10 protein-coding genes and 1 pseudogene are annotated in these 11,970 nt (G+C 72.3%); 8 read left to right on the top strand and 3 right to left on the bottom strand.

What is annotated here, in order from left to right; translation table 11 throughout:
• The first annotated feature begins 34 nt into the window (after positions 1-34).
• The 3 genes from AOK24_RS20460 (at position 35) to AOK24_RS20470 (ending at position 3,015) form a co-directional block, all read left to right on the top strand.
• Positions 35-1,267 (top strand): MFS transporter, encoded by a 1,233-nt coding sequence (locus AOK24_RS20460; protein ID WP_240554019.1) that lies wholly within the window; start codon positions 35-37, stop codon positions 1,265-1,267.
• Positions 1,268-1,400: 133 nt separating this feature from the next.
• Entirely contained in the window at positions 1,401-2,390 is a 990-nt protein-coding gene (locus AOK24_RS20465) for an LLM class flavin-dependent oxidoreductase (protein WP_055721510.1), read from the top strand.
• A gap of 16 nt (positions 2,391-2,406) precedes the next feature.
• Positions 2,407-3,015, top strand: coding sequence for an HAD family hydrolase (locus tag AOK24_RS20470; RefSeq protein ID WP_055721511.1), 609 nt, complete (start codon positions 2,407-2,409; stop codon positions 3,013-3,015).
• Positions 3,016-3,118: 103 nt separating this feature from the next.
• On the opposite strand, the gene AOK24_RS20475 is transcribed toward AOK24_RS20470, so the two are convergent.
• Positions 3,119-4,030 (bottom strand): AraC family transcriptional regulator, encoded by a 912-nt coding sequence (locus AOK24_RS20475; RefSeq protein WP_055721512.1) that lies wholly within the window; start codon positions 4,028-4,030, stop codon positions 3,119-3,121.
• Between the two features lie 128 nt (positions 4,031-4,158).
• Between AOK24_RS20475 and AOK24_RS20480 the strand changes: the two genes are divergently transcribed.
• The 5 genes and pseudogenes from AOK24_RS20480 to AOK24_RS46105 form a co-directional block, all read left to right on the top strand.
• A complete protein-coding gene (locus AOK24_RS20480; RefSeq protein WP_055721513.1) occupies positions 4,159-4,938 on the top strand; it encodes an MBL fold metallo-hydrolase in 780 nt (259 codons plus the stop codon).
• 102 nt (positions 4,939-5,040) lie between these two features.
• On the top strand, positions 5,041-6,030 hold the full coding sequence (locus AOK24_RS20485; protein ID WP_240554021.1) for an SMP-30/gluconolactonase/LRE family protein: 990 nt from the start codon (positions 5,041-5,043) through the stop codon (positions 6,028-6,030).
• A gap of 79 nt (positions 6,031-6,109) precedes the next feature.
• Complete coding sequence (locus tag AOK24_RS20490) at positions 6,110-7,051, top strand: SMP-30/gluconolactonase/LRE family protein (protein ID WP_055721515.1); 942 nt, start codon at positions 6,110-6,112, stop codon at positions 7,049-7,051.
• A gap of 46 nt (positions 7,052-7,097) precedes the next feature.
• Complete coding sequence (locus tag AOK24_RS20495; protein ID WP_055721516.1) at positions 7,098-8,360, top strand: multidrug effflux MFS transporter; 1,263 nt, start codon at positions 7,098-7,100, stop codon at positions 8,358-8,360.
• Positions 8,361-8,610: 250 nt separating this feature from the next.
• Positions 8,611-9,388 (top strand): annotated as a pseudogene (locus AOK24_RS46105) (transposase); the annotation flags it as partial.
• 17 nt (positions 9,389-9,405) lie between these two features.
• Here the strand turns inward: AOK24_RS46105 and AOK24_RS20500 are convergent.
• Together AOK24_RS20500 and AOK24_RS49730 are read right to left on the bottom strand one after the other, a co-directional pair.
• Complete coding sequence (locus tag AOK24_RS20500) at positions 9,406-10,089, bottom strand: phosphotransferase (protein ID WP_055721517.1); 684 nt, start codon at positions 10,087-10,089, stop codon at positions 9,406-9,408.
• A 387-nt stretch (positions 10,090-10,476) separates the two neighbouring features.
• On the bottom strand, positions 10,477-11,970 hold a 1,494-nt coding region (locus AOK24_RS49730; protein WP_240554022.1), incomplete at its 5' end, for a LuxR family transcriptional regulator.

Raw genomic sequence — 11,970 nt, forward strand, 5'->3', positions numbered from 1 at the left:
CCAAACATCTCACTTGTTCGTTATGGTGTTCGGCATGGAACGTTCCCTGCGATCCGCCCGCGTGGCGACCTACGTCTACTTCGTCCTGTGCGGCACCTTGATGGGCACCTGGGTGGTGCACATCCCCGCGATCGAGGAGCGCGTCGGCATCAGTCACGCCGCGCTCGGCGGCCTGCTGCTGGTGCTCGGGGTCGGGGCCTTCGCGGGGATGCAGGTGGCGGGTCCCCTGACCGACCGCCTCGGCACCCGCACCGTGGTACCCGCCGGCGGCGCACTGAGCGGCGCGACCCTGCTCCTGCCCGGACTCGCCCAGGACCCGTGGACGCTCGCTGCCGCGCTGCTGGTCTTCGGGTTCTGCAACGGCTGCCTGGACGTGAGCATGAACACCCACGCCGTACACGTGGAGAAGGCGTACGGCCGCCCCGTCATGTCCGGCTTCCACGCCACGTTCTCCGTCGGAGGTGTCCTCGCCGCGCTCACCGCGGCGGGCACGGCGAGCGCCGGCCTGCACCCGGCGGTGGCCATGGCCGCCATGGGGGCGGCCGGCGTCGTGATCGCCCTGACCGCGGCGCGTGCCCTGCTGCCCGCCCCCGCCGCCGAGAGCACAGGCCCCGCGTCGGTCGCCGGGACGACGCCGCCCGCCGAGGGCGGCAGCACGGGCCGGGTCTGGCTGCTGGCCGTCCTGGCACTGATGGTGATGCTCTGCGAAGGCGCCGCCAACGACTGGAGCGCCCTGCACCTGAAGGACGTCATGGGCGCCTCCGCCGGAGTGGCGGCCTTCGCCTACGGCACCTTCGCCGCGGCCATGACCGTCGGCCGACTGCTCGCCGACGGCATCGCCGCCCGGTTCGGCTCCCTCGCGATCGTGCGCCACGGCGCGGCCCTGGCCGCCCTCGGCATCACCCTCGTCGCCCTGGGCTCGGGGCTGTGGGCGGTGTTCACCGGCTGGGCGCTGTTCGGGCTGGGCCTGTCCGGCTGCGTCCCTCAGCTGTTCAGCGCGGCCGGCCACGCCGACCCCACCACCGCCGGGGCCAACGTCTCCCGCGTCGCCGGACTCGGCTACGTGGGCATGCTCGCCGGCCCCGCCGTGATCGGCTGGCTGGCCCACCTCGTCGCCCTCGACCACGCCTTCGTTCTCCTGACGCTGCTGTGCGTGACCACGGCCGCGGGAGCCGGAGTCCTGCGCACCACTCCCTCCGTCGTCCGCCGGGGCGGCCCGGCAGCCGACCGCACGCGCCAGGCCGAAACGACGGCCGGCCACCACTGACCGCTTGTGCGGCACGGTCCCTGACAACCGTGCCGCACAAGCCTTCCGCTCCCGGTCACCAAGACCCGGGAACGCGTTCGGTCCCGGCCGCCACCGCCGGAGACAACGCCCTCAGCCGACCGAAGGAGCCCAGATGTCCGCTTCCCCCGCACCCCTCGCCCACGGCCGTGTCGGTGTCATGCTGCCGCTCGACCTCCCCATCGGCGAGGTGCTGCCCTACGTCCGGCGCGCCGAGGAACTGGGCTTCGACCAGGTCTGGGTGGTGGAGGACCTCGGCTGGCGCGGCGGTGTCGCGCAGGCCGCCACCGTCCTGGCCGCCACCACGCGCCTCACCGTCGGGATCGGGATCATGCCCGCCGGCGCCCGCAACGTGGCCTTCGCCGCGATGGAGCTGGCCACCCTCGCCCAGCTCCACCCCGGCCGGCTCATCGCGGGGATCGGCCACGGCATGCCCGGCTGGATGCGCCAGGTCGGCTCCTGGCCGGAAAGCCCCCTGACACTGATCAAGGAGTACGCGACAGCGCTGCGCCTGCTGGTCGCGGGGGAGCCCGGCCCCGAGAACGGCCGGTACGTGCGCTGCGAGGGCGTGGTCCTGACCGAGATCCCGGACACCGTGCCCCCGGTGATCCTGGGTGTCCGCGGCCCCAAGTCGCAGGCCGTCGCGGGCGAGGCCGCCGACGGGCTCCTGCTGGCCGAGCCCGCCGCCCCCGGCTACATCACCGCCTCCCTGCGCCACCTGGGCCCCGCCGCCGCGAACTCCCCGGAGATCGTCGTCTACGACGCCGCCGCCGTGGACGACGACGAGGAAACCGCCCTGACCCGGGTCCGCGCGGCCCTGGAACCGGTCGGCGAGCCGCAGTGGGCCGCGCACATCGACCCGCTGCCCTTCGCCGAGGAACTGCGCGCACACCGCGCCGCCAGCCCCGACGCCCGGCACTTCGCCCGGACGATGCCCGCCGACTGGGTCCGCGCCCTGAGCATCGCCGGGACCCCCGCCCAGGCCCGCGCCGCGATCGACGCCCGCCACGCGGCCGGCGCGACCAGCGTCGTCCTCGCCCCGGCCGGCCCCGACCGCCTGGCCGCACTGGACTCGCTCGCCCGCGCCCTGCCCCACCGGCCCTGACACCCCGAGGGAACCCATGTCCACCGACGACCGCATCGTGCTCTTCGACCTCTTCGGCGTCATCGCCCGCCACCAACGCCCGGGCGCCCTGGAGAAGATGGCCGCCCGCTGCGGCACCGCCACCGACGCCTTCACCACGGCCTACTGGACCCACCGCCCGCCCTACGACGCCGGCCGGCACACCGCTTCCGCGTACTGGACCGACGTCCTGCACGCGCTGTCCCGCCCCGCCGACGCCGACACGATCGAGGAGCTGCGGCTCACCGACATCGACAGCTGGGCCCGCGTCGACGACCGCATGGTCACCTACGTGCGCGAGCTGCGGGACCGGGCCCGGGTCGCCCTGCTGTCCAACATCCCGGCGGACCACGCGGACGCCTTCCTCGCCGCCCAGCCCTGGCTGCACGACCTCGACCACCTCGCCTTCTCCGGGAAGATCGGCGCGGCCAAACCCGACCCCGCCGCCTTCCGGCACTGCGTCGTCGCCCTGGGCGCGGCCCCCGCCGACTTCCTCTTCGTCGACGACCGCGAGGAGAACGTCCGCGCGGCGCAGGCCATCGGGATGAACGGGCATGTCTTCAACGGCCAGGACAACCTCGCGGCTGCGGTCGACGTATGGCTGTGAGCCCGGAAGGGTGCGGGCGGGTCGCCGTCGACCAGCAGGAGACCGGCGAGATGCCCCTCGCGGATCAGGCCCAGTTCCTCTCCGTCCCCGGGCGATGGCACCGTCAGGTTTGTCCCTGGTGTGTCTGCCGGAAGGCCCCCGGCGTCACCCCGGTATGACGGGTGAAGAACTTGCCGAAGTTGGTGGGTTCGGGAAAGCCCAGCCGGCGGGCGATGGTGGCCACCGGTACGTCGGTGTGGGCCAGGAGCCGCTGTCCCTCCAGGGCGACCCGGGCGTCGATGACGTGTTTCACGGGCTGCCCGGTGGCCGCGGTGCAGGCGCGGGTGAGGGTCTTGACGGTGTAGCCGAGGCGGTGGGCGTAGTCGGCGGCGCGGCGGGTGGCGGCGTAGGAGCGATCCAGCTCGGCGCGGAAGCGGGCGTACACTTCCCCGCCCGCGTACGGGTCTTGGCCGCCCTCCGGGTGGGGCAGCCGGTCGATCTGCAACAGCACGGTGGCCAGCAGGAGTTGGAGGATCTCCGCCGAGACGGTGGCCGGCTCCGGGCGGTCGTGTTCAGCGCGCAGCTGGCTCAGCAGCGTGGACAGCACGGCGTACTCGGGACGTGCACCCAGCTGCCAGCACGCCGAGCCGGACCACTCGTTGACCAGACGGTCGGCGCTGCTGCCGTGCGGGGGAAACGCCGGCATGAACAGCAGATGCGTGCCGTTCGCCGTGCCGGGACGGACGAAACGCTGGACCTGCCCCGGCCGGACCCACAACAGGGTTCCGGGCCGGCAGGGATACGTGACGAAGTCGATGGCGTGCTCCCCGGTGCCCTCCGTGATGAGGGTGAGGGTGTGGAAGTCCACCCGGTGCACCAGGTCGGGCCGCCGGCCGTTCCGCCGCCGTCGCTCGTGCAGGGTGGCGAGATCGATGATCTCGAAACCCGGGACCCGCTCCTCGGGCGGGTGGAAGTCCAGCCGGAGGATGGCGCCGCCCCCGAGGGGATCACCGTCACCAAGCTCTGCGGGAAGCATCGCGATCTCCAGATGTCCTCGAATTACCATGCCGCGTCTTCAGCGTATCTCGTCTGCCTGCTGTTTCACGGAGAGAGTGGAGGTCGTCAAGGCGACGCGAAGCCGCCTCAACCTCAGGGAGCATCCTCATGAACGGCACGGTCACGGTCCTCGACAAGGGCGCGGTGCGCATCCACAGCTACATGTCGCCGGCGGACACGTTCCACACCACGACCCAGCTGATCGAGACCCCGGCGCGGATCGTCGCGATCGACGCCCAACTCCTGCCCGCCTACGCCGACGAGGCCGTCGCCTATGCCAAGGGCCTCGGCAAGCCGATCGACCGGCTCGTCGTCACCCACGCCCACCCGGACCACTACAACGGCGCCGCCCGCTTCGGCGTCCCCGTCCACGCCCTGGCCCGGGTGCGCGAGCAGATCATCGCCCGTGGCGACAGCAGCCTGCCCACCGGACAGGTCATCCCCGTCGGCGACTTCACCCCGTCCCTGACCATCGTCCCGGGCACCGAGGTCATCGACGGCGTCCGGTTCGTCTTCGAGGCCGTCTCCGGGGGCGAGGCCGCCGACGAGCTGCTCGTCAAGCTGCCCGAGCAGGGCGTCCTGATCGCCCAGGACCTCGTCTACCACGACGTCCACCTCTACCTGGGCAACAACGACATCACCGGCTGGCAGCAGGCCGTCGACACGCTGGCCCGCGAGTCCGGTTACGACACGATCCTCGCCGGCCATGGCCTGCCCACCGGTCCGGAGGTCTACGACGACGTCCGCCGCTATCTGGCCGACGCCCGCGAACTGCTCGGCGACGACGGCGACGCGTACAAGAAGGCGATCGTCGACAAGTACCCGGCCCACGTCGGCCCGTTCATCATCGACATCGCCAACCGGTCGCTCTTCCCGGCCGGCAACTGAACACCCTCGCCGCGCGTATCCGGAGGCGTTCGCGTGGCCCGTATGCCCTCGACTCATCGCCTCCACCCGTTGATCACCCGCATCCCGCTACGGAGATCCGTCATGTCACACGCCCGCCTTCCCCGTCCCCGTGCCACCGCCATAGCGGTCGCCACCCTCCTCATGCTGGGCGGCGCCGCCCCGGCCCTGGCCGCACCCCGGGGCGATGCGCACCACCGAGAACCGCTGCCGCGCAGTTACACGATCCCCGGCGACAAGACGTACCCCGAGGGAATCGCCCGCCAGCAGCACACTCCCTACTTCTACGTCGGCAGCACCACCGACGGCACCATCTACCGCGGCGACATCCACCAGGGCGCGACCACGGTGTTCCTGCCCGGCGGCCAGGACGGACGGGTGTCGGTCGCCGGCATGAAGACCGACCGCGCCGGACGGCTCATCGTCGCCGGAGGCGTCAGCGGCAAGGTCTTCGTCTACGACACCCGCACGCGTGCCCTGTTGCACGTGTTCGACAACGGCCGCAGCGACTCCTTCCTCAACGACGTCGCCCTCGCCCCCAACGGCGACGCGTACATCTCGGACTCCACGCACCCGGCGCTGTGGCACATCACCGCCGCCGAGCTGAAGAGCAAGCAGGTCGATCAGCCGCTGCGCGTGGGCGTGGACCTGAGCCACTCCCCGATGGTCTACGACGCCGGCTTCAACGGAAACGGCCTGGTGGTCACCGGCGACGGCCGCTACGTCCTGCTCGCCGACTACAACGACCACGTCTTCTACCGTGTCGACGTCCGCACCCACGAGGTCGTACCGATCGACCTCGGCGGCGCCAAGGGCGTCTCCGGCGACGGCCTCCTCCTCACGGGGCACACCCTGACCGCCGTCACCGAACTCGACAACCCCGACGGCCAGATCGCCGTACTGAAGCTCAACGACGACTACACCACGGCCCACCTCATCAGGACGGTCCACGGCCACGGCATGCACAGCCCGTCCACGGCCGCCTTCGACGGCCAGGACCTGCTGATCGTCAACTTCCAGTTCCAGATCGCCGATCCGAAGCTCCCGTTCGACGTGGTGCGGGTCCACGTCTGACCCCGGTCACCGGCAAGGCCGTACGACTTGTCGACGGCCGCACCGGCGCCCTCGCCACCACCCCACAGGAGAAACCCCCATGCGCCTCCGCATCTCTCTGATCACGCTCGCCACGACCGCAGCCCTTCTCGCAACCGCAGCCACCGCCGACGCGGTGACCGAGCCGCTCTCGGGGGCGCACATCACCGACCACTTCGACCTGGCGGCCGAGCAGCAGCCCGAGAACATCGCCGTCGACCGCACCGGGACTGCCTACCTGACCTTCTCCTTCGCCCGGCAGATCGTCCGCGTCGTGCCGGGCCGTCGCCCGCACATGCTGGCCACGCTGCCCGCCCCCGCCAAGGCGAGCACCCCCAACCTGGGCAAGGCGTTCGTCGGCGGCATCGCCCGCGCAGGCGACGGCACCCTGTACGTCACCTACGCCACCGGCACCGCCGACCTCACCGGCGTCTGGGCCGTCCGCCCCGGTGGCCGCCCGCACCGCATCGCCCCCCTGCCCGCCGACGGACTGCCCAACGGACTCGCCCTCGATCAGCGCGCCGAGCAGCTCTACGTCACGGACTCCGTGCACGGCGTCATCTACCGCCTGCCCGCACGCGGAGGAAAAGCGACGGTCTGGGCGACGGGCACGCAACTGGAGCCCACCACCTTCGCGGGCGCCAACGGCCTCAAGCTGCACAACGGTTCCGTCTGGGCCACCAACCTCGACCGGGGCACCGTCCTGCGCATCCCGGTCACCGCCAAGGGCGCCGCGGGAAGGATCCAGGTCCGGGCCACCGGTATGCCCTCCGTCGACGACTTCGCCTTCATCGGCCACGGCGACACCCTCCTCGCCGCCCGGGACGACAACGAGGTCGACCTCGTCCGCCCCGACGGCACCCACACCGCCGTCCTCACCCCGGCCGACGGCCTCCAGACACCCACGTCCGTCGCGGTGCACCACGGCACGGTGTACGTCCCCAGCGCCGCCTACCTGACCGGCAAGGACCCCAACCTCCTCATCGCCCGCATCGACCGCTGACGGCACGCACAGCGGCATCGGCCCTACCCGACAGCCTGGAATCGACATGTCGACCGGATCCACGACACCGGCAGCCACGATCCGCCCCTCGCCTCACGACCGCCGCCCACGCCGGCTGCCCCTCGTCCTGGTCCTGGGCTGCCTGACGGCGCTCGGGCCGCTCACCATCGACCTCTACCTGCCGTCACTCCCTCAGGTCAGCACGGACCTCCACGCCTCCCAGTCCATCACCCAACTCACCCTGACCGCCTTCATGATCGGCATCGCCCTGGGACAGCTGATCATCGGCCCGCTCAGCGACACCCTCGGCAGACGCCGCCCTCTCCTGATCGGCCTCAGCGCGTACGTCGCGGCGGGCGCCCTGTGCGCCCTCGCGCCGGACCCGACGATGCTCATCGGCATGCGGCTGCTCCAGGGGCTGGCGGGGGCCGCCGGCATCGTCATCGCCCGGGCCGTGGTCCGTGACCTGTACGACAGACTGCGCGCCGCACGTCTGCTGTCCTCGCTCATGCTCGTCTCCGGCACCGCTCCGGTCCTCGCCCCCTTGCTCGGCGCCCAACTCCTACGTCTGACCTCGTGGCGCGGCGTCTTCGTCACCCTCACCCTGCTGGGACTGGCCGTCCTGGCCGCCACCGCGGCCCTGCTGCCCGAGACCCTCCCGGCCGATCGGCGCCGTCGCGGCGGGCTCCCCGACACCCTGCGCACCATGCGGGACCTCGTCGCAGACAGCCGTTTCACGGGGTATCTCCTCACCGGCAGCCTCGGCTTCGCCGCCCTGTTCGCCTACATCGCCGGCTCCTCCTTCACGCTCCAGGAGGTCTACGGCGCCTCCCCGCAGACGTACAGCCTGCTGTTCGCCCTCAACTCGATCGGCATGGTCGCCACCGGACAGCTGAACGGCAAACTGCTCCTCGGCCGTTTCCCCTCGCAGCGCATCCTGACGACGGGCCTGGCCGTGCTCGTCACTGCGGGAACCGCCCTGGCCCTGCTGGCCACCAGCGCCCACGCGGGCCTGCCCCGGATCGCCACCGCGCTCTTCCTCACCGCCTGCCCGGTCGGCTTGATCCTTCCGACCACCACAGCCCTGTCCCTCCAGCGCGCCCCACACGCGGCAGGCAGCGCCTCGGCACTGCTGGGCACCACCCAGTTCCTCATGGGCGCCCTCGCGCCGACCCTCACCAGCCTCGGCGCCCAGGGCACCGCACTGCCGATGGCTCTCTCGGTGCTCGGCCTCGCCCTGGCGGCGGCGGCCTGCTGCGCAGTGCTGTGCCGCCCCTGGCGCCCCGATCCGGACCCGCTGGCCCGGTGAACCCCGAATCCAGTCCTCGTCACCGCACTGCGCAGGAAACCCGACCGCGGACCTTCGGGCCTACGAATCGTCACATTGTTCGGCCGGCTGCCCGAGACGGGGCGGGGCGACACCGCGCGACGAGCCGGGGCGCACCCGTCGATCGAGCAGGATTGCCGGGGCTCCTGCCCTGCGGATCGACGGGATCCTGTGGCCGAAGTTGTCTCCAGGCAGACAGAGCGGATGAGCCTTGCTCTGCCGCCGTCTCGGGGAGGTCTCCCATCCGCTGGGCTGTCATCGACCGAGGATCTCGGACGCGGTCGCATGCGGCCGGCTTGCGCTCGCTCTGGTGTCTGGGACGGGCGACGAGCGGGTGGCGGACACGGCATGCTCGGCGACCACGATCCGCTGGCGACGGGACGAGCGGATCGAGGCCGGTGTCCTTGGTCACCTGGTCCTCGCGGTGCTGCGGGCCTGACCGGATGGTGGGCCTGGACCTCGCGGACCAGGCCGGGGACGGCGGCATCACCAAGGCATCCTCAGACGGGGAGTGCACCGGAAAGTCTCCGGTGGACCGTGGCAAGCGGGGCCTCAAGCGGTCCCAGCTGACCGACGGCTACGGGATACCCGTGGTCACGGTGCCCGCCGGCGTGAACATCCGCGACCACACGCTGCTGCCCGAAACCCTCGATGAGTTTGCCGAGTCGACCGAACACCTTGACCACGTCCCTCAGCACCCGGCCTTGAGCCTGGACGTGGGGTATGACCACCAGCTGGTCCACACCGGCCTAACCGAACGCGAGATCACTCCGCGCACCACCAAACGCGGCACGAAGACACCGATCCAGACCGACGGCCGCTGGGTGGCGGAGCGGACCAACTCGTGGATGAACAACTTCGGCAAGCTCCGCCGCAACACCGAACGACGCCGCCTGCGCACCGAGTTCTACCTTGCCTTGGCCACCGCCAGCATCACCGTCCGCAGCCTGATCTGCCGGGCCTGGTACACCCATCGCTGGGACACCCGAACCACCAGCCCCCGCATCCGACAGCCCCAGCTCACCTCCTACCGAAGGACGCTCCCATGGGCGTCGGCTCCTGCCGCCAGGATCAGGTCGACCGCCGCGTCGAGGGCGGCGATCTCCTCCTGGGTGAGGGTCGGATTGGCGGCCCGCCGGGCCCGCGCCTCAGGCAACAGCATGCCGTCGGTGCCGCCGAGCTGACGCACCAGGGCGGGTAGGACGGCCCGGGCGATTTCGGCGGCGGCCGGCATGGTGAGCGCCGCCTGCGCGAGGATCAGCGCGGCCATCGCGGTGTCCAGGCCGGGAGGGCCCACCTGGGCGGTGGCCCAGTCGATCACCACGGGGCCGTCGGGGGTGAGGAAGACGTTCTCCGGGTGCAGGTCGAGGTGGACGATGCGGTGGGCGGGGTCGGCCCCGGCCCGAGGCGGGATGGCGTGCAGTCGCAGCAGCAGATCGGCCAGCAACTCGCCCGCCTGCTCGCCACTGAGGGTGCCCGCGACCAGCGCCTCACGCATCGTCGGCCCCGACAGCCGCTGCATCACCAACTCCCCGGCCGCCGCGCCCGGCCACACCGCCGGCACCGGGTACCCGTGCTCGGCCAGGTACGCCATCACGACCGCCTCGCCGGTGGCGTCCTCACCGTCGCGGTAGCGTCGCACCACCCGGTCCTCGTCGAGGGCGAACACATCCGCTGTCCGCCCCGCCCCGATCAACTCCCCGATCTCCACCCGGCAGAACTTACACCGAGCGCCGCCGGATGCTCTAAGTCAAGTGCATGACGATCACGACGGGGACGCGGCGGCCGAGCCGTGTGCCGACGCTCTGGTCCATGACGAGCCTGCCCTGGGGCAGACGGCTCACGGGCCGGACTCCATCCGGGGCTTCGTGAACCACATGTCGGGGATGTGGCACCCTCGCGGGCACCGGCCACCGGGTCGAGTCCCACGGCGACGACCGCCTGGAACTCGGCGAGGACGGTCCTGAAGGCGGCGGACGCCGAGTTCGCCGCGAACGGCCTCGCCAGGGCACGTCCGGAAGCCATCGCGGCGCGGGCCGGTGTCTCGCACCCCGGACAGCATCAGCGTGTTCGTCTCGCGGTACGCGTCCGGCAGGGCTCAGCGGGTGCGCCGCAGGGCAGTGGACAGGGTCAGGCGGGAGGTGACGTCGAGTTTGCGGTAGACGTGGGCGAGGTGGGTCTCGATGGTGCGGGGGGAGAGGAAGAGGTGTTCGGCGATTTCGCGGGTGCGGAGGCCGGAGGCCGCGAGGTCGGCGACTTCGCGTTCGCGGTCGGTGAGGTGGGTCAGTGGGTCGGAGGCGGGGAGTGCGGTGCGGAGGCGGGCCGCCTCTTCGTGGATGAGGCGGGCGCCGTGGACGCGGGCGATGCCTTCCGCGAGTTCCAGGTGCCGTAGCGCCGCCGGGTGGCCCTCGGTCTCGGCCAGGGCGTGGGCCGCGGACGTGAGGGTCCAGGCGTACTGGACCGGCATGTCCGCGCAGCGGAAGGCGTGGGCCGCGAGGTCGAACAGCTTGGCCGCCGTCTCGTACTCGCCGTCGGCCGCGTGCAGGCGCGCGCGGGCCTCCTGGACGTACGCCTCCTGGACCGGCAGCCCGAGCCCGTCGGACGCCGACTCGGCGTGCCGCAGCAGCCGGTGGGCCCCGTCGCGGTCGCCGCACTCCAGGGTGGCCGTGGCGAGCAGCGCGAGGAGGAAGGGGCGCCAGAACGGCCGTACCAGCGGCAGGAGTTCACCGCCGACGTGGTCCAGCAGGGTGCGCCGGCAGCCGGCCGCGTCGCCCGTGAGGAACTGTGCCTGGGCCAGCAGGCCGGTCGCCGACACCGTCCACCAGCTCTGCCCGGGTCGGAGCGCCGCGGTCGTCTCCGCGAGCAGCGCGACCGCCTCGGCGGAGTCGCGCCGGCCCCGCGACCAGACAAGGGCCGTCGCCCGCATCGCCCGCGCGAGCGTGACCGCGTCCTGCGCGCCCAGGGAACGCCCGAGCGCCTCCGCCTCCCGGGCCCGCCGCTCGGACGCGTCGAGACGGCCCGTCCACTGCTCGGCCATCGTCAGCGCCAGCAGCCGGTGCATCAGGACGGGGATACGGGTCTCCGCCTCCCGGCCCAGGTGCCGGATCGCGTCCGTGAACCGTTCCAGGTACAGCTCCGCGCAGCCGAGCAGCGCGAGCGTCTCGGGGGTGCGGCCCGCGAACGGGTCCGGCATCGCGTCCAACACCCGCGCGCAGTGGGCGACTTCGGCGGTGGCCTCCGCGACGTCCCCCGCGTGGGTCGCGCACAGGGCGGCCAGCACGCGCAGCGCGGTGCGGTCGGCCTCGTCCGCGTCGCCCGCCGCCCGCACGGCTTCCTCCAGCAGGCCGCGGGCCTCGTCGTGGGTGCCCCGTACGGCGTGGACGAGCCCGAACTCGATGGCCAGGCGCACCGCTTCGGGCGGCAGAGGCTCGGGCAGCGGGCGCGGGAGCAGGGCGAGCGCGGCAGCCACGACGGCCATGGCCTCCTGGTAGTGGCCGAGTTGACGCTCCGCGTCGGCGCAGACGGTGTACGCCTGGAGGGTCTCGCGCGGGGAGAGGTGGGCGGAGGGGGACGCGAGGAGGGCGTGGGCGCG

The sequence above is a fragment of the Streptomyces niveiscabiei genome, from assembly GCF_001419795.1.
Lineage (GTDB): Bacteria > Actinomycetota > Actinomycetes > Streptomycetales > Streptomycetaceae > Streptomyces > Streptomyces niveiscabiei.